The organism is Bosea sp. BIWAKO-01 (assembly GCF_001748145.1).
GTDB lineage: Bacteria > Pseudomonadota > Alphaproteobacteria > Rhizobiales > Beijerinckiaceae > Allobosea.
In genome coordinates, this window is the sequence record NZ_BCQA01000001.1 from 1 (window position 1) to 17,225 (window position 17,225).

The window sequence follows — 17,225 nt, forward strand, 5'->3', positions numbered from 1 at the left end:
ATCCCGCCGGGCCCTGCCACGGCGAGGTCGTGACGCCGTGCGGATGCCGGCGTCGCGGATATCGGTTGCGGCCCCTCACCGGGATGTCCCGGTGAGGGGCTGCTTCGTGCTTAGTTGCGATACCAGGACGCGAGGTTCCAGGTGTCGACGTCCCAACCGCTGTGATCATGCGCGAGGGTCAGCGCCGCAGCGACGACCTTGGTCCGCGACAGGACCGGCAGGATCACGTTGGCTTCGCAGAAGATCTCGTTGACCTTGATCAGCAGCGCAGCGCGCTTGGCCGGGTCGAGTTCCTTCTGGGCAGCCTTGTAGGCCTCGTCAGCCGCCGGGTCGGAGTAACGCGAGACGTTGCGGCCGAGCCACTTGTTCTCCTTGTTGGCGATTTCCCAGGACACGAACTGGTTCAGGAAGCGCTCCGGATCCGGCTGCGGCTGCGTCGTCGTGTACATCTCCATGTCGACATAGAGCTTGGTGTAGGTGTCGGGGTTGGCGACGTCCGAGGAGAAGAACACGGACGCGGTCACCGACTTCAGCTCGAGATCGATGCCGGCGCGCTGGCAGGCCTGCTTGATGATCGCCTGGACCTTCTGACGCGGCGCGTTGATCGAGGTCTGGAAGACGAACTTGAGCTTCTTGCCATCCTTCTCGCGGATGCCGTCGGCGCCCTTCTTCCAGCCGGCCTCGTCGAGGATCTTGTTGGCCTTCTCGACGCTGAACTCGTATTTCAGCTTCTCCGACTTGAACTGCTTCGGCTGGTTGACGAAGCTCGCCGTCGCGATGCCGCCGCGGCCATAGATGAACTTCTGGATCGAGTCGCGGTCGATCAGCAGGTTGATCGCCTGGCGCACGGCCGGGTCGCTCAGCGTCGGGTGCTTGGTCTTGACGCTGGAACGCTCGCCGTCGACCTCGGTCCATGGGTCGGTGGTGTTCAGGGTGATGAACTCCACGTCGCCGGCCTGCGCTGCGCTGATCTTGCCGCGGCCGCCAGTCTCCATGCGCTTAAGGACTTCGTCCTCGACCAGTGTATCCCAGGCGTAGTCGTATTCGCCGGTCTGCAGCACGGCGCGCGCCGCCGAGATCGCGTCACCGCCGCCCTTGACCTCGAGCGTGTCGAAATGCGGCTTGTTCTGGACGTGGTAATTCTCGTTGCGCGTGCCGGTGAGGACGTCGCCCGGCTTGAAGTCGACGAACTTGTAGGGGCCGGTGCCGACGGGCTTCAGGTTCGCCGGAGCCTCGCGCGACTTGGCGCCCTTGTACTCGCCGAAATGATGCTTCGGGATGATCATGCCGGCGACGCCGACGAAAGCATCGGCCCAGAACGGCGTCGCTTCCTTGAAGATCACCTTGACGGTGTGGGAGTCGATCTTCTCGACCTTGATGTCCTTGTAGGCGCCGGTGGTGTAGGCGGCGGTCGCCGGATCGGCGGCGTATTCCCAGGTGAAGACGACGTCGTCGGCCGTGAACGGCTTGCCGTCATGCCAGGTCACGCCCTGCTTCAGCTTCCAGGTGACGCTCTTGCCGTCCTCGGAGAGGCCGCCATTGGCCTTGGTGGGAGCTTCGGCGGCGAGCTGCGGGAAGAGATTGCCCTCCTTGTCCCAGCCGGCGAGCGGCTCGTAGAAGACGCGCGAGGCGACCTGATCCTTGGTGCCGGACGCGAAATGCGGGTTCAGCAGGGTCGGCGCCTGCCAGAGCAGGATCTTCAACGGCCCACCGCCGCCAGCCTTGGTCGGCTTGTATTCGATTGTAGCGTTCGCCATCGCGACGCCGTTCCAGGCAAGGATCTGGCTCGCGATCGGCGCCGTGATACCCACAGCCGCCATTCTCTGAATAAAGGACCGCCGCGACAGGCGCCCTTCCTTCAGATTGTTCACCATCCCCTGGATATCTTGACTATTCATGACTTACCCTCGGATTCAACTGACAAGATACCAGCCACTATACTGGCCGGATCCAGCCTTCTTTTATTGAATCCAAAGCGTGACGATGCTTTGGACCCGATGCTCGTGGTAAGAGCTACAGAATTAAGCCCGCCTTAAGGCAATCGGCGAAGGTGGCGCTTAAGGTCCGCTTCCGGCACAAGCCAGATATGCGGGAGCCGCGCAGCGCGATCGCGCCGGGCACGGGATGTTCGCCGATCGGCCGGAAGTGGAGCGACCTGCCCCTCCGAGGACCGTCCAGACTTTGAACCGCCAGCCAGCCCGGACACAGGACTGATGGAATGCCGCAATGGACCGGGTTCAGGCAAGCTGCCCATGAGGAAGCCCTGCAAAATCCGCACTTCGCAGCATCCCCATCCTGTAGCAGTAATAGGGTGCGGGCTGCGTCTGCGAGCCTGCGGCAAGGATCGTGAAGCGCCGCGCTCAGCGGCGGAGGTTGCGCGCCATGCGAGCCGTTCTGGAGGAGACTTCCGTCATGTGTGATCTCTGCTGCTCGCCCGCGTCCGGCCTGTCCCGCCGTGGACTGTTTGCAGGCATGGCGGCCCTTGCCGGCGCCGCCGCCCTGCCCCGGCAGGCCTTCGCCCAGACCGCAGCCCCGCAGAATGCGATCTCGCCGGACGAGGCGCTGAAGCGGCTGATCGACGGCAATGCGCGCTATGCGGCCAATACGCCAACCAACCAGGATTATTCGGCTGGCCGGGTTGCCCGCGCCAGCGCCCAGTATCCGATCGCCGCAATCCTGAGCTGCGCGGATTCGCGGGTCTCGCCGGAACTCGCCTTCGACCAGGGGCCCGGCGACCTCTTCGTGGTCCGCCTCGCCGGCAACTTCGTCAATGACGATGGCTTGGCCAGCGTCGAATATGCCGTGAAATATCTCAACACGCCGCTCGTCATGGTCCTTGGCCATTCGGGCTGCGGTGCCATCGACGCCGCGATAAAGGTCGTGCGGGACAAGGCGACCCTGCCGGGCCATCTCCAGGAAATGGTGCGCGAGCTCAGGCCGGCGGTCGCGGCCGCCAAGGCCGGCAAGCCGGACGACCTCCTCGCCGCGGCGATCGCGGAAAATATCCGCCGCGGCAAACGCCGCCTCGAGACTGCCAAGCCGATCCTCACGGAGTTCGTCGCAGCTAAGAAGATCAAGGTGGTCGGGGCGCATTACGAACTGGCGAGCGGCAAGATCACGCTGCTCTGAGGCATGGCTGGAGGCGTGCGGCAGCTCGCCCGACGCCTCCGGCCAGCGCTGCTCCTGCTCCCGACTTCCGCTTTCACGCCCGCTCCATTAGGCACGCGGGAAGACGCAGCACGGGGGGCGCTCCCGCACGTCGATCGGAGAAGGAACGGGGATTGCGCAAGCTTGGCTTTGACCTACGTCAGCTGGAGATTTTCCGGGCCGCCGTATCCGCCGGAAGCCTCACGGAAGCCGGACGCATGCTCGGCCTCACCCAGTCCGCCGTGTCCCAGGTCCTGGCGTCATTGGAGAAGGAGTTCGAGGTTTCGCTGATCGACCGCAGCATCCGTCCGGTTCAGGTCACCACGGCAGGCCGAATGCTGTTGGAGCGTGCGGAAGCGCTGCTCACCGAGGCCACCGAACTCGACATCAATCTGCGTCGCATGAGCCGCAACGCGACGCCGACCCTCAGGATTTCCATGGTCGCTTCGCTGACCACGGTCGTCGGCCCGCAATTCGTGCGGGAACTCGGCCATTCCTTCAAGCGATGCTCGCTTTTTGCAAACCTGCGCGGGCTCAGCGAACAGCAGTTCCGAAGCCGTGAGATCGATATCCTGATCGGCGTCGACCTGTTGAGGGAGACCGATGTCGCGCTCACCATCCCCCTGCTGATCGAGCCCTTTGCGCTGCTGCTGCCGGAAGCGTGGGACAAGCCGGTCGAGAGCCTGGCGGATCTCCAAGGGCTCAGCTTCATCCGTCACACCCAGCGCACCAGCGCCGGCCGGCAGATCGAGCAGGCGATCCGCCAGCGGCGGCTCGACTTTCCCCGCGAGTTCGAAAGCGACACGGCAGACACGATCGCAACGATGGTGTCTGCCGGGTTGGGCTGGACGATCACGACGCCGCTGATCGCCCTGCAGACACGGGAGCGGCTGCGCGGAACGCGGCTGGTCGCCCTGCCCGCGATGAAATTGCGGCGACGCGTCGATCTCTATGCCCGGAAGTCCGAGTTGGGAACGATCCCGCAGGAGGTTGCCCAGCTCCTCTGCAAACTCCTGCGGACCCAGGCGATGCCCCTTCTCCACGACATGGCGCCGTGGATGGGGGATCAGTTCCACCTGTTCGAGCAGGAGGGAGGCTGACCTCCTGCTGGCCAGCCTGCCTGCCGGATCAGTCCAACGTCTTGCCGTTGATCGCGACGCGTTTGACCGCACTCGGCTGGACGCCATATTTGTCGACGATCTTCTGGTAGCTCCCGTCTGCGATCATCGCCTGCAATGCGGCAGCCACGGCGTCTCGCAGCCCGGAATTCTTCTTTGACACGCCGATACCCTGATAGGTCATCGCATAGGGCTCTCCCAGGAGCTTGTATGTATTGGGCTCGAGCGACATCAGGTAAGGCAGGGTTTCGTTCCCCTGCGCGCCCGCGTCGATGCGACCCTGGCGGAGTTGAGCCCGCGCGTCGGCCGACCCTTCCGTGCCGAGGACCTTGATCGCCGGCTTACCGGCCTTGACGCAATTGTCCTGGCTCCAGCTCTCGATCTCCTTCGGGAAATTGGTGCGCCGGCTCGCTCCGACCGTCTTCCCGCAGAGGTCGGCGGCGGATTTGAATTCGTCGGCCCGCTTCTGCTGGACGAAATACTGGACGCCCGATTGCATGTAATCGACGAAGTCGATGAGTTCGCGCCGCTCGGGTAGATCGTTCATTCCGGCCAGGACGAGGTCGATCCGCTCGGTCGTGACCGCGCTGATCATTTGCTCGAAACTGGTTTCCTGCCACTCCACCTTGACGCCGAGCCGTTCGCCGATCGCGTTCCCGACATCGATGTCGTAGCCGCTGAGCGTGTTGGTGGCGGGGTCCTTGAAGGTGACGGGCGGATAGTTCGCCACCGTGCCGATCACGATTTTCCCGGCCGATCTGAACTTGTCCGGTACGGCCTGCGCCTGAGCGCAGGACAGGCCGGCCAGGAACGCCGCGACGGCCCATGCTTGGATCTTCATGTTCCCACTCCTCTTCTGTTTTGAAAGCGACGGCCGGGCGCCTACGCGCGTACGGCCGAGATGAATTCCTGGGTGCGCCTGTGCTTCGGCGTGGACAGCAGGGCGTCCGGCCGGTCCACTTCGACGATCTCGCCCCTGTCCATGAAGACGACGCGGTCTGCGACTTCGCGGGCGAAGGCGAGCTCGTGGGTGACGACGATCATCGTCATGCCGCTCCTGGCGAGTTCCCGCATGACCTGCAGCACGTCGCCGACGAGTTCCGGATCGAGCGCGGAGGTCGGTTCGTCGAACAGCATCAGGTCGGGCCGCATGGCCAGGCCGCGCGCGATCGCCACCCGTTGCTGCTGGCCACCCGAAAGCTGGCTGGGATAAGCGTTCTCCTTGTCGGCCAGGCCGACCTGGACCAGCAGCGCCCGGGCCCGCTCGCGCGCCTGGCCAGGTTCCTCGCCCAGCACCTGCACCGGCCCTTCGACGATGTTCTCCAGCGCCGTGAAATGCGGGAAGAGATTGAAGCGCTGGAACACCATGCCGATTGAACGGCGCTGGCGGGCGATCTCGCGGTCCTTGAGGTGATAGAGTTTCTGCCCCTCCCGCCTGTATCCGACGAGTTCGGAATTGACCCAGATCGCTCCGCCGTCGATCTGCTCGAGCTGGTTGATGCAACGCAGGAACGTGCTCTTTCCCGAGCCCGATGGGCCGATGACGCAGACGACCTCCCCGCGCTCGATATCGAGCGTGATGTTCCTCAGCGCTTCGAAGTCGCCAAAGGTCTTGCGGATATCGATGGCCCGCACCAGCGGCGTGGCGTGGTGACGGGTCATCGCCGGCCTCCCCGGTCGCCGCGGCCGAAATACCGCTCGACGAAGCTCTGGCCGAAGCTCAGCAGGCTGACGATGGCGAGATACCAGATGCTCGCCACGAACAAGAGCTCAAGGACACGCGAATTGGCGTAGTAGATCGTCTGCGCCGCGTGCAGCATTTCGGAATACTGGATCACGCTCGCCAGCGATGTGAGCTTGATCATCCCGATGAATTCATTGCCGACCGGAGGAACGATGACACGCATGGCCTGCGGCATCACGATTCTGCGCAGCATTCGCAGGCGCGTCATGCCGATGGCCTGGGCGGCCTCGTATTGTCCCTGGTCGACCGACTGGAGACCCGCGCGAACGACTTCGGAGGTGTAGGCGCCCTGCTGGATGCCAAGCCCCAGCAGGCCGGCCACGAAAGGCGTCATGACATCCACCGTCCGGACATCGAACAATCCGGGAAAGGCGATGCGCGGGAAGATCAGGGCCAGGTTGAACCAGATCAGCAGCTGAAGCAGCGCGGGAGCCGCCCGGAAGAGCCAGACATAGCCGATGGCGACGACGCGCAGGACCGGGTTCCGCGACAGCCGCATGACGGCGAACACGACGCCGAGCACGATCCCCAGGACCATCGCGCAGATGGCGAGCAGGATGGTGTTGGCCAGGCCGTGCATGATCGCGGGAGCGGTCAGGAACTGCCCGACATAGCGCCATTCGATGTCGCCGAGCGCGAAGGCCCGCGCGATCGCGGCGAGAATGGCGAGGATCGCCGCGGCGGCGAGGAAGCGCCCGTAATGCCGCTGCGGCATGATGGTATAATGGGCGATGCGGTATTCATCGGCAGGCAAGCCGCCGGGCCCTGAAGCGGCCGTTGTCGTAACGGTCGATGTCATGGCGGGCTCCGATCGCAGCAGCCGGCCGGCAACGCGCAAGCGATGCGTCTCATTCACTGATCCCCATTGAGTATTGGCGGCCCTGGATCGCCAGGGTGCGCAGTCCGGCCTGGATCGCCATGCGCCCGTTCGGACGCAGGAGCGGCGATCAGGCGCTGTGCCTGGGCATCGGATTTTTCCGAAAACCGGTTTCTATTTTTCGGAGCGATGCCCTAGGCGGTCGGGCTCGCGGGGCGACCGAGATAATCGATCGCGCACATCACATGCAGCTTGAGGACGGCGATGGCCTCATCCAGCGTGACGTGCTCCTCATCGGTGCCCATGCTGATCGGCGACGGCCCGCAGATCAGCGCGGGAATGCCACGCCAGCGCCAATAGCGCGTGTCGGTGCCGCCCAGGCTGCAGACCGGCGGCGCGTCATGGCCGAGCAGGTCTCTGATGTTGCCGCGCAGGATCGTGGCCATCTCGCCGAACGGGTCGGTGCTGCTTGCGGGATAGCTGTGGTCTTCATTCACGAGCAGCGTGCAGCCGAACTCGCTGGCGAGCGTCTCGAGCTCGCCGCGGATCCGGTCCCGATCCGGGCCGATGGGGAAGCGCATGTCCAGATGCACGGAACATTGCGTCGGAATCTGCGTCGCCTTCTGGCCGCCCTCGATGATGCCGGCGTTGACGGTAATGCGACGGGCATTATCCGCCGCCCCTTTCCCGAGATTGGCATCGGCCGCCGCGACAGTTTCGGGAGAGGTCAGGATCGCGTCGATTTCGGGTGGCAGGGTCGCGAGCAGCCGGTGGTAGCGCTGGTAGATCGCGTGAACGGCGTTGGTGACCTGCTCGATCGGATTGTTGGCCCGGTGCGGATACCCGCCATGGCCGCCCGGCCCCCTCGCCGACAGCGAGAAGCGCAGCGTGCCCTTCTCCATGAAGCGGACATTGGAGAGCCCGCTGGGTTCACCGTTCAGGCAGCAATCGCCGGTGATCGCGTCTGCATGCTCGTCGAACAGGTACTTCGTGCCGTAGCGGCCGCCCGATTGCTCGTCCGATACGACGGTCAGCGTCAGGGCGCCGTTCAGGCGATCCCGATAGGGGTGAAGCAGGCAATAGGTCAGGATGGAGGCGAGCGTTCCGGTCTTCATGTCGGACGCGCCGCGGGCGACGATGCGGTCCCCCACGATCTCAGCCGCCCACAAGGCATCGTCCGTCACCGGAAAGACATCCATGTGGCCGTTGAGGACGAGATGGCGTCCGGGCCGAGCGGCGTCCCATCGCGCCAGGATGTTGGGCATGTCGTCGCGGCAGGAGACCGTGCGATGAGGAAGCCCGAAGCGGCCGAGGATGCCCCGCACGAAATCGGCCGCTTCCCGCATGTCGCCGGGCGGATTGACGCTCCGGATGCGCAGGAAATCCTGGAGAAGAGCGAGGAATTCGTCCCGCCGGTCATCAATGACCTGGCAGAGTGCGGCCTTCAGGCTTTCGGTGCTGGATGACATGCGTTTCTCGGCGGTGATGCAAGCCCGTGGCCTTGCGATTTCGTCCGAGGGATGAATGCCAATCACAGCACGAAGCGATATGACTATTAGTCAGATTAATGGATAGGATTAGCCTTCTTGCTTTTGGGACGAGAGGCCTGGAGTCGGTTCTTCCAGGCCCGCTTAGACGGGCGGCTCTCCTTGGCGCGCCCGCTCGGCGCTTGTTCTGCTGACGTTTCGATGCCGATCAGGCCGTCTTTTGCAGCGGCTCCTGCTGGTCGAATTGGCTCGGCACCGGATCCAGCCCCAGGCGCTGGCGCAAGGAGCCCTCGCCATACTCCGTCCTGAACAGGCCGCGCTTCTGCAGCAATGGCACGACCTCGCTGGTGAAGAGCGAAAACTGGCTCGGCAGGATCGGCGGCATGACGTTGAAGCCGTCGGCCGCGCCCGAGACGAACCAGTCCTCGATCACGTCGGCGATCTGCTCGGGCGTGCCGGTCGCGGTGAAATGCCCACGCGCTCCGGCAAGGCTGTGCAGCAACCCGCGCAGCGTCGGCCGCTCGCGCCCGACCAGGGCGGTGATCGCCTGCGCCCGGCTGCGCGAGGCCTGTACCTGCGAGGGATCGGGAAAATCTTCGACCGACAGGACCTGGTCGAGCTTCAGATGCGAGAAATCATGACCGCCGAAGCGGTTCGACAGGCGCGACAGGCCGACGGTCGGGTGGGACAGCTCGTTCAGCTCCTCCCAGACCCGCCTCGCCTCCGCCTCGGTCGAGCCGATCGCGGCGCTGATCCCGGGCAGGATGACGATCTGGTCGCCCCGGCGGCCGAGCACGCGGGCTTGCGTCTTGATGTCGGAATAGAAGGCGATGGCGCTCTCCTTGGTGAGATGCGCGGTGAAGATCGCCTCGGCATAGCGGGCCGCGAACGCACGGCCATCGGTGGAGGCGCCCGCCTGGACGAAGACGGGCCGCCCCTGCGGCGAGCGTGGGATGTTCAGCGCTCCGGCGACGCCGAAATGCGTGCCACGGTGATCGGCGCGGCGGATCCGGTCGGGCCTGGCGAAATGCCCGGTCTCGCGGTCGTCGATGATCGCGTCCTGTGCCCAACTGTCCCAGAGCTTCGAGGCGACCTCGACGAACTCATGCGCCCGCTCATAGCGCTGGTCGATCCCGGCCTGCCGCTCCTGGCCAAAGTTCCCCGCAGCCGCCGGCGCCCAGGAGGTCACGATGTTCCAGCCGATGCGGCCGCCGCTGAGATGGTCGAGCGAGGCGAGCTGGCGGGCGAGATTATAGGGCTCGCTATAGGTCGTCGAAGCCGTCGCGATCAGCCCGATGCGCTCGGTCAGCGCCGAGAGTGCGCCGAGCAGGGTCAGCGGTTCGAGTTCGCCGCGCGCCGCGTGCTCCAGCTCGTCGCCCAGCGCGACATGATCGGCGAAGAAGACGGAATCGAGTTTTGCCGCCTCGGCCGCCAGCGCCAGGTCGCGGTAATAGGAGACGTCGGTCAGCGCCCGCTGCGTCGAGCCGTCGTGACGCCAGGCCGCCTCGTGATGGCCGCGACCGTTGATGAAGAGATTGAGGTGAAGTTCACGAGTCATGGGTTCGCTCTCTCGGGTGGCGGTCAGATGGGGTCGGTGACGCCGAGCGCGGCGAGGAGTTCGCCACGCAGCGCAGCAAAGCCCGGGTGCCTGGCGCGCGGGTGGGCCAGGGAAACCGGCTGGTCGAGGGTGATGCGTCCCTCGTCGATGACGAGTACGCGATCGGCGAGCTTGATCGCTTCGTCGACGTCATGGGTGACGAGCAGGACCGTCGGGCGATGCTGCCGGATCAGGCGGAAGAGCAAATCGTGCATCCGGATCCGCGTCAGGGCGTCGAGTGCGCCGAAGGGCTCGTCCGCCAGAAGCAGGCGCGGCTGGCGCACCAGGGAGCGGGCGAGCGCCACCCGTTGCTGCTCGCCGCCGGAGAGCGCGTTCGGCCACGCCTCCTCCCGCCCGGAGAGGCCGACATCGGCCAGCGCCTGCCGCCCGCGAGCGTCACTGTCGGCCGCACGCAGACCGAAGACGACATTCTGCAGAACGCTCTTCCAAGGCAGCAGCCGCGAGTCCTGGAAGAGGACGGAGCGGTCGGCCGGCACCGTGAGCGTGCCCTCGCCCTCGACACCATCGTCGAGCCCGGCGATGGCGCGCAGCAGCGTGCTCTTGCCCGAGCCGCTCTTGCCGATGAGCGCAACGAACTCGCCCGCGGTGAAGCCCAGCGAGACGGGCCCGAGCACGATGCGGCCAGAGAAGCGGCGGGTGACGTCGCGCAGGCTGACCGCGAGGGCGTCCGGCTGCGGCAGGTGGAGCGGATGAGCTGAGGCGTTCATGACGCCAGCGCCTTGCGATAGGACAGCGTCTTGCGCTCCCAGGAGCGGACCGCGAAATCGGAGCCGAGGCCGAGCACCGCATAGATCGCGAGGCCGACCACGATGATGTCGGTCTGGCCATAGTCGCGGGCGCGGTTCATCAGGTAGCCGATGCCCTGGCTGGTATTGATCTGTTCGAGCACGACGAGCGCCGTCCAGCAGGTGGTCACGGCAAGACGCAGGCCGGTGAAGAAGCCGGGCAAGGCGCCGGGCAGCGCGACCTCGCGCAGGAAGGCGCTGCGCGTCAGCCCGACGCTGCGGGCGAGCTCGACATGGCGGATATCAATGCCCCGCAGCGCCGCATGGGTGTTGATGTAGATCGGTACGAAGACGCTGGAGGCGATCAGGGCGACCTTCATGGCCTCGCCGATCCCGAGCCAGAGGATCGCGAGCGGGATCAGCGCGAGCGTCGGGATCGCACGCTTGATCTGGACGAGCCCGTCAATCGAGGCCTCGCCGATCCGGCTGAGGCCGGAAGCGAGCGCCAGCAGCAGGCCGACCGCGACGCCGATGCCGAGCCCGAGATAGGCACGCCCGGCCGATGCCAGGAAATGCTCGGAAAGCGTGCCCGATTGCAGCAGCTCGAAGCCGGTGGTCAGAGCGGTCGACGGTGCCGCCAGGAATTTCGGCGAGAGCCATCCCGTCAGCGAGGCGAGTTCCCAGAGAACGACCAGCGCGACCGGCCCGAACAGGATGGCGCCCGTCGGCAGGCGGCCCGGCGCCAGCTTCGGCAGCTTGTGCTGCACCAGCGGGACCGGATGAGCCTGCGCCGGTACGCCCGCTATGGCGGCGAAGGGCGCCGAATAGGCCGTCGCAATGAGCGCGTGGCTTTGATCAGACATGGACAGCCTCAATTGGATTTGGCGGCGATGATGTCGTCGAAGCGCAGATCGAATTCCTCGCGCGCATCGAGGCGCTTCGGCAAGTCGCCAGCCTCATGGATGACGTCGATCAAGGCCTGCTGCTTCGGGATCAGGCTGGCGAGCAGGGGAAATTCGAAGCGGCCCTCGGCTTCGACGATCCTGCGCCCATCCGCCGGCTTGAGGTTCTGGCGTTTGACGTAATAGGCCTCGACCCAGCTCTCGGCATTCGCATGCGACCAGCGGTTGGCATCGATCCAGGCCGCCACGAACTCGCGAATGGCTGCGAGCTTGGCCGGATCGTCCAGGGCCCGCTTGCTCGCATAGAGATAGGTCAGGCTCTTCGGCAGGCGATCGTTCTGCTCCTTCGGCAGGGCGCTCGCGCCGCGATCGGCAAAATCGGCGAGATAGCGCGAGAAATGCGGCTCGTTGAGCGCCGCCACATCGACCTGCCCCGTCCGCACCGCATCCGGGAAATCGGCGGCCCGCAAGGGCACGAGCCGCACATCCTTCCTGGTCAGCCCTGCGAGCTTCAGTGCGTTCAGGACGAAGGGCTGCCGGCCTGTGCCCTCGCCATAGGCGATGCTCTTGCCGCGCAGGTCCTCCAGCGAGGCGATCTTCAGCCCAGGGCGTACGGCCAGGGAATAGTCGGTCTCCGAGGAGGTTCGCGCGGCAATGATCGGAATCTGCTCACCAGCCGCATGAGCCTGGATCGGCGGCGTGTTGCCGACGGTCGCGAGATCGAGAGCCCCCGCCCGGAAGGCCTCGAGAATGGCGGGGCCGCCGAGGAAATTGGCATAGGTCACCTGGCTCGACAGCCTGTCATGGGCCCCCGACGCCCGCATCAGGCTCTGCAGCGCCTCATTCTGGTCGGCGACGACCAGCTTCGTGCCGGCCGGAGCTTTCGGGGGTGATGCGGGCTGCCCCTGAGCCGCCGCCAGACCGGGCATGGCGACGCAGAGCAGTAGGGACATGGCCAGGATCGTGCGGCGCCTCGCCCCTCGTGCCCCTACGGAAAGCGCATGGCTCGACATGGTTGTTCCTCGCTCGGTTCGCTGCGGATCACGGATGAATGTCGTGACCGGCCGTCGAAATACTGGCGAAGAAACGTTCTTTTAGTCAAACAGAATGTTCTTTCTAAAATACAACAAAACCGCGAACGGCATTCTCCTGGAGCTGCACATGCGAGAACGCTGCTGCTCGGCGAAAAATTCTGTCTCCGGGAAGGCGATGACAGAGCAAAACGTTCGCTGCCGCTGCAGAGGCACTGCCAGTATTGCGGGGCACCGGAAACGGCGATCGACGCCTGCCGGCCGAAACCCAATCGGGGATGCCGATCCGGGGTGCCGTGCGAAGCCGCGAGGTCGCCTTGCGGGTTATGCCGAGAGCGCCGATCAGGTTATCGCTGGTGAGACGAGACCCAACAGCGAACCGGACATGGGCACAGAGATTGAACGCAAATTCCTCGTCATCGGCGACGACTGGAGGGAGAAAGCTGGCCCGGGGCAGCCCCTGCGCCAGGGCTATCTTACGCCGAAGGGCGCGACCAGCGTCCGCATCCGCTGTGCCGCCGAGGAGGCGTTCCTGACCATCAAGGGGGAGACGCATGGTCTGGCCCGCCCGGAATTCGAATACGAAATCCCCGTCGCCGAAGCCGAGGAGATGCTGCGGACACTCTGCATCGGTCCACCCCTCGAAAAGATGCGATACAGGGTCGAGCATGGTGGGCTGACCTGGGACGTGGATGTGTTCTCAGGCCGCCATACGGGGCTTGTCCTCGCCGAGGTCGAACTGACCGAGGCCGCTCAGCATGTCGACCTTCCGTCCTGGGTGGAGGCCGAAGTCACGCACGATCCCCGCTACAGAAATGCGGCGCTGGCCGAGGGGGACGTTCCCCCTCCCGGTTCCCGAATACCCTGAGTTCGGCCCGCCACGGCCTTTCGATCAAGCTCTGGTCGGGGGCGGCCAGTCGAAGGCCCACTCAGGCGTGGCTCCGCTCATTGATGAATCCAGGATATGACTTCATGCGGTTTATGCCGCCTAATTGATCGACGACGCTTCCCCTATCTTCGGCATCACGGCGAGAGAACGCCCTTTGCACGCTGGAGAACAGGCAATGAAGACACGTCTTCTTGGACAGAATGGCCTTGCAGTCTCGGCCCTCGGCTATGGCTGCATGGGGCTGGATTTCGGCTATGCCAACACGCTCAGCAGGCAGGAGGGCGTCGCCCTGATCCGCCAGGCGGTGGAGCGCGGCGTCACCTTCTTCGATACGGCCGAGGTCTATGGCCCCTACACCAATGAGGAGATGGTCGGCGAAGCGCTGCGACCGGTCCGCGACCAGGTGGTGATCGCCACCAAGTTCGGCTTCAACTTCGTCGAGGGCAAGCAGTCCGGCCTGAACAGCCGCCCCGCGCAGATCAAGGCGGTCGCGGATGCCTCCCTCAAGCGGCTCGGCGTCGATGTCATCGACCTATTCTACCAGCATCGCGTCGACCCCGGCGTGCCGATCGAGGATGTCGCCGGCGCCGTCAAGGACCTGATCGCGGCCGGCAAGGTCAGGCATTTCGGGCTCTCAGAACCCGGCGCGAAGACGGCGCGCCGCGCCCATGCCGTGCAGCCGATCACCGCCCTGCAGAACGAGTACTCGCTGTGGACGCGCGGCGTCGAGAGCAATGGCATTCTGGAAACCTGCGAGGAACTCGGCATCGGCCTCGTGCCCTACAGCCCCCTCGGCAAGGGTTTTCTCACCGGCGCGATGAGCAAGGACACCAAGCTCGGCGAGGGCGATTTCCGCAGCATCCTGCCGCGCTTCACCCCCGAGGCGATGGCGAAGAACCAGGCCCTGGTCGATCTCCTCCAGCGCATCGCCACCGACAAGGGCGCGACGCCGGCACAGATCGCGCTCGCCTGGCTGCTCGCCCAGAAACCCTGGATCGTACCGATCCCCGGCACGACCAAGCTTCATCGCCTCGAGGAGAACCTTGGCGCCGTCGCGGTCGAGCTCACCGCCGCCGATCTCGCCGAGATCAAGCAGGCTGCGGCGGCGATCGCGATCGAGGGTGAGCGCTATCCCGAGCAGTTGCTCGCCACCACCGGCCTCTGAGCGCCGGCACGGTACCCGTACGGAACGGCTCCATGAGCAACGACATCGAAGCCAAGGCGCTTGCCTGCGCCGCCGACCGATTGCGCCCCGATGCGGCCGGCCAGCCCTGGCGGGTGCTCGGCGTGCTCAGCGCATTGATGGGGTTCGCGTCGATCTCGACCGACCTTTATCTGCCTGCCATGCCGGAGATGGCGCGCGCGCTTCACGCCGATACCGGGCTGATCGAGTTCACGGTCTCGGGCTTCCTGATCGGCTTCAGCCTCGGCCAGCTGTTCTGGGGCCCGATCAGCGACCGCTTCGGCCGACGCCGGCCGGTGGCGATCGGCCTCGTGCTCTTCGTCATCGGCTCGGCCGGTTGCGCGCTTTCCGGCAGCGCCGAAGCGATGATCGGCTGGCGCATCGTCCAGGCCGTCGGCGCCTGCGCCGGGGTGGTGCTGGGCCGTGCCATGGTCCGCGACCTCTATGACGGTGCACGCACGGCGCAGATGCTCTCGACGCTGATGACCGTGATGGCGATTGCGCCATTGCTCGGCCCGCTCCTCGGCGGCCAGATCCTCAGCCTTGCCGGCTGGCGCGCGATCTTCCTCGTGCTCGTCGCCCTGGGCCTTGCCGCCCTGGCCGCGGTCCTCATGCTGCCGGAGACCCTGCCGCCGGAGCAGCGCAGCCATGAACCGCTGGCGCGCGCCTTCCTGGGCTACGGCGCGCTGCTGCGCCAGCGCCGGCTGCTCGGCTATGCCGGGGCCGGCGGCTTCTTCTATGGCGGCATCTACGCCTACATCGCCGGCACGCCCTTCGCCTATATCGGCTATCACCATGTCCCGCCCACGCTCTATGGCGCGCTGTTCGGCGTCGGCATCCTCGGCATCATGGCGACCAACCTGCTCAATGCCCGCCTGGTGCCGCGCTTCGGCAGCGACCGGCTGCTGCGCTTCGGCACAGGGCTGGCGGCAGGCGCCGGCCTGCTTCTCGCGATTGCGGCGAAGGGCGATCTCGGCGGGCTCTGGGGGCTGGTGCTACCGCTCTTCCTGTTCATTTCCGCGACCGGCTTCATCGTCGCCAATTCGATCGCAGGTGCCATGGCCGGCCACCCCCAACGCGCCGGCACCGTGTCTGCCCTGGCAGGGGCGCTGCATTACGGCAGCGGCATCCTCGGCTCCGCGCTGGTCGGCAGCTTTGCCGACGGCACGGCATGGCCGCTCGGCTGGGTGGTCGGGCTCATGGGCCTGGGCAGCTTCGCCTGCACCCTGTTGATCGGAAACCGGCGCGGCCCTGAGCGCACGGCCGCAAGCGGTGCCTCTGACGTCAGTTCAGCACGCCGGCACGACGCGACGGCGTAGAGCGCCATCATCTCGGACAAGCGAGGATCAGGCTTCCCTTACGCGTTGAGCCTTGTGACCGTCGCGGTGGTCATCGGCAAATTCAGCCGTTGCGCAGCAAGCACCACCTCGAGGCGGTTGCGCGCATTCAGCTTGGCCATCAGGTTGGTCATATAGCCCTTGATGGTCTTGTCGCTGAGCGATAGCTCGCGGGCAATCTCGCTGTTGCGTTTTCCGAGCAGCAGCAATTTGACGATCTGCTCCTCGCGGACGCTGAGCCTGTTGCTGATCGCCTTCTGCCGTTCGAGGGCCTTGTCTTTCAAGGCACCGATCACCTTGGTCGCGAAGGCGGGCGTGACATAGACATCGCCGTGCTGCGCCGCCTGAAGGGCCTGGAACAGATCCTCGCCTGGGCTGCCTTTCAGGACATAGCCCTTGGCCCCGGCGTCCAGGGCCCGGATCGCATCCTCGGGGCTTGTCGAGGCGGTGAACACGATGATCTTCGTCTCGGGAGCGATCTTCAACGCATCCGCAATCGCCTGGAAGACATCGCCCGCCATATTGAGATCGACGATCATCTCACCAGGGCGGTGCGTCCTGACAATCGAGACGATATCCTCCGCGACGTTCCCGGTCGCGGCGAGCGCGAAACCGCCCCATCGTTTCAGCAGTGCACCGATCCCCTCCATCAACAAGGGGTGGTCGTCGACAATAGCAACCGCGCGGTCCGGCATGATCCCAGAACCTCTGTACTGTGCTTCACCTCCCCAGGCCGAGGGAATGGTTGCTTAGTCAACGCTCCTTGTAAATGCTAAAAAAACCGAAACATTATCGAATTATCGTGATCCGGAAGCGGAGCAGGAAGCCGGGCTGGCAGGAGTTCGATCATGGCTCCGCGATCTTCCGCCCTGCTGCCCCGGCGCTGCGATGATCAGGGCAGCAATCACACCTCAGTTTGCGCCAGGATAAACTTGGAGGCGAGAATTCATCGAGATTTGGCCTCCAATTTGTACTATGATGGAGGGGTGGGGACCTACTCAACGAGGGCTGCGCGATGAAAACACTCCTGATCCTGGCTGTTTCAGTGGCGCTGTCTGGCGTCGGTGGATGCGCCTATTACGGCAAGGGCAAAGCTCCTCCGCCGGCTCCCGCGGCAACTCCGATCGTCACCAAGGGCTGACACGCCAAGCCAATATGTCAGGGAACGGCCGGATCAACTGGCCGTTCTCTTCTCACAAGACTTGCCAGCCCTGCCCTCCTTGCCAG

General features: G+C 65.2%; 16 protein-coding genes. 6 read left to right on the forward strand and 10 right to left on the reverse strand.

Annotated features, from left to right (window positions below):
- Positions 1 to 110 precede the first annotated feature (110 nt).
- Positions 111 to 1,898 (reverse strand): peptide ABC transporter substrate-binding protein, encoded by a 1,788-nt coding sequence (locus BIWAKO_RS00005; protein WP_069876703.1) that lies wholly within the window; start codon positions 1,896 to 1,898, stop codon positions 111 to 113.
- Positions 1,899 to 2,412: 514 nt separating this feature from the next.
- Here BIWAKO_RS00005 and BIWAKO_RS00010 point away from each other — a divergent pair.
- Positions 2,413 to 3,129, forward strand: a complete 717-nt coding sequence (locus tag BIWAKO_RS00010) for a carbonic anhydrase (protein ID WP_069882025.1) — start codon at positions 2,413 to 2,415, stop codon at positions 3,127 to 3,129.
- 152 nt (positions 3,130 to 3,281) lie between these two features.
- Complete coding sequence (locus BIWAKO_RS00015) at positions 3,282 to 4,247, forward strand: LysR family transcriptional regulator (RefSeq protein ID WP_069876706.1); 966 nt, start codon at positions 3,282 to 3,284, stop codon at positions 4,245 to 4,247.
- 28 nt (positions 4,248 to 4,275) lie between these two features.
- On the opposite strand, the gene BIWAKO_RS00020 is transcribed toward BIWAKO_RS00015, so the two are convergent.
- From BIWAKO_RS00020 to BIWAKO_RS00055, 8 genes are all read right to left on the reverse strand, one after another.
- Positions 4,276 to 5,106 (reverse strand): ABC transporter substrate-binding protein, encoded by an 831-nt coding sequence (locus BIWAKO_RS00020; protein ID WP_069876707.1) that lies wholly within the window; start codon positions 5,104 to 5,106, stop codon positions 4,276 to 4,278.
- Positions 5,107 to 5,147: 41 nt separating this feature from the next.
- Positions 5,148 to 5,927, reverse strand: coding sequence for an amino acid ABC transporter ATP-binding protein (locus BIWAKO_RS00025; RefSeq protein WP_069876710.1), 780 nt, complete (start codon positions 5,925 to 5,927; stop codon positions 5,148 to 5,150).
- Positions 5,924 to 6,808, reverse strand: coding sequence for an amino acid ABC transporter permease (locus BIWAKO_RS00030; protein ID WP_069882026.1), 885 nt, complete (start codon positions 6,806 to 6,808; stop codon positions 5,924 to 5,926). Before BIWAKO_RS00030 ends, BIWAKO_RS00025 begins: the two co-directional genes overlap by 4 nt.
- Positions 6,809 to 7,020: 212 nt before the next feature.
- Positions 7,021 to 8,295, reverse strand: a complete 1,275-nt coding sequence (locus tag BIWAKO_RS00035) for a M20/M25/M40 family metallo-hydrolase (protein ID WP_069876712.1) — start codon at positions 8,293 to 8,295, stop codon at positions 7,021 to 7,023.
- A gap of 226 nt (positions 8,296 to 8,521) precedes the next feature.
- A complete protein-coding gene (locus tag BIWAKO_RS00040) occupies positions 8,522 to 9,871 on the reverse strand; it encodes an LLM class flavin-dependent oxidoreductase (RefSeq protein WP_069876714.1) in 1,350 nt (449 codons plus the stop codon).
- 23 nt (positions 9,872 to 9,894) lie between these two features.
- On the reverse strand, positions 9,895 to 10,638 hold the full coding sequence (locus BIWAKO_RS00045) for an ABC transporter ATP-binding protein (protein ID WP_069876716.1): 744 nt from the start codon (positions 10,636 to 10,638) through the stop codon (positions 9,895 to 9,897).
- Positions 10,635 to 11,519 (reverse strand): ABC transporter permease, encoded by an 885-nt coding sequence (locus BIWAKO_RS00050; protein WP_069876717.1) that lies wholly within the window; start codon positions 11,517 to 11,519, stop codon positions 10,635 to 10,637. Before BIWAKO_RS00050 ends, BIWAKO_RS00045 begins: the two co-directional genes overlap by 4 nt.
- Positions 11,520 to 11,527: 8 nt before the next feature.
- Positions 11,528 to 12,511: a PhnD/SsuA/transferrin family substrate-binding protein gene (locus tag BIWAKO_RS00055; RefSeq protein ID WP_141739917.1), complete on the reverse strand. Its 984-nt coding sequence runs from the start codon at positions 12,509 to 12,511 to the stop codon at positions 11,528 to 11,530.
- Between the two features lie 463 nt (positions 12,512 to 12,974).
- Between BIWAKO_RS00055 and BIWAKO_RS00060 the strand changes: the two genes are divergently transcribed.
- From BIWAKO_RS00060 to BIWAKO_RS00070, 3 genes are all read left to right on the forward strand, one after another.
- Positions 12,975 to 13,457, forward strand: a complete 483-nt coding sequence (locus BIWAKO_RS00060) for a CYTH domain-containing protein (RefSeq protein ID WP_069876721.1) — start codon at positions 12,975 to 12,977, stop codon at positions 13,455 to 13,457.
- Between the two features lie 196 nt (positions 13,458 to 13,653).
- Positions 13,654 to 14,643: an aldo/keto reductase gene (locus BIWAKO_RS00065; protein ID WP_069876723.1), complete on the forward strand. Its 990-nt coding sequence runs from the start codon at positions 13,654 to 13,656 to the stop codon at positions 14,641 to 14,643.
- 32 nt (positions 14,644 to 14,675) lie between these two features.
- On the forward strand, positions 14,676 to 15,980 hold the full coding sequence (locus tag BIWAKO_RS00070) for a multidrug effflux MFS transporter (protein ID WP_069876725.1): 1,305 nt from the start codon (positions 14,676 to 14,678) through the stop codon (positions 15,978 to 15,980).
- Positions 15,981 to 16,018: 38 nt separating this feature from the next.
- Here BIWAKO_RS00070 and BIWAKO_RS00075 read toward each other — a convergent pair whose 3' ends face one another.
- Positions 16,019 to 16,693 carry a LuxR C-terminal-related transcriptional regulator gene (locus tag BIWAKO_RS00075; protein ID WP_069876727.1) on the reverse strand — a complete coding sequence of 225 codons (675 nt, stop codon included), beginning with the start codon at positions 16,691 to 16,693 and terminating at the stop codon, positions 16,019 to 16,021.
- Positions 16,694 to 17,013: 320 nt separating this feature from the next.
- Between BIWAKO_RS00075 and BIWAKO_RS37055 the strand changes: the two genes are divergently transcribed.
- Positions 17,014 to 17,139: a hypothetical protein gene (locus tag BIWAKO_RS37055; RefSeq protein ID WP_274533569.1), complete on the forward strand. Its 126-nt coding sequence runs from the start codon at positions 17,014 to 17,016 to the stop codon at positions 17,137 to 17,139.
- Positions 17,140 to 17,225: the final 86 nt, after the last annotated feature.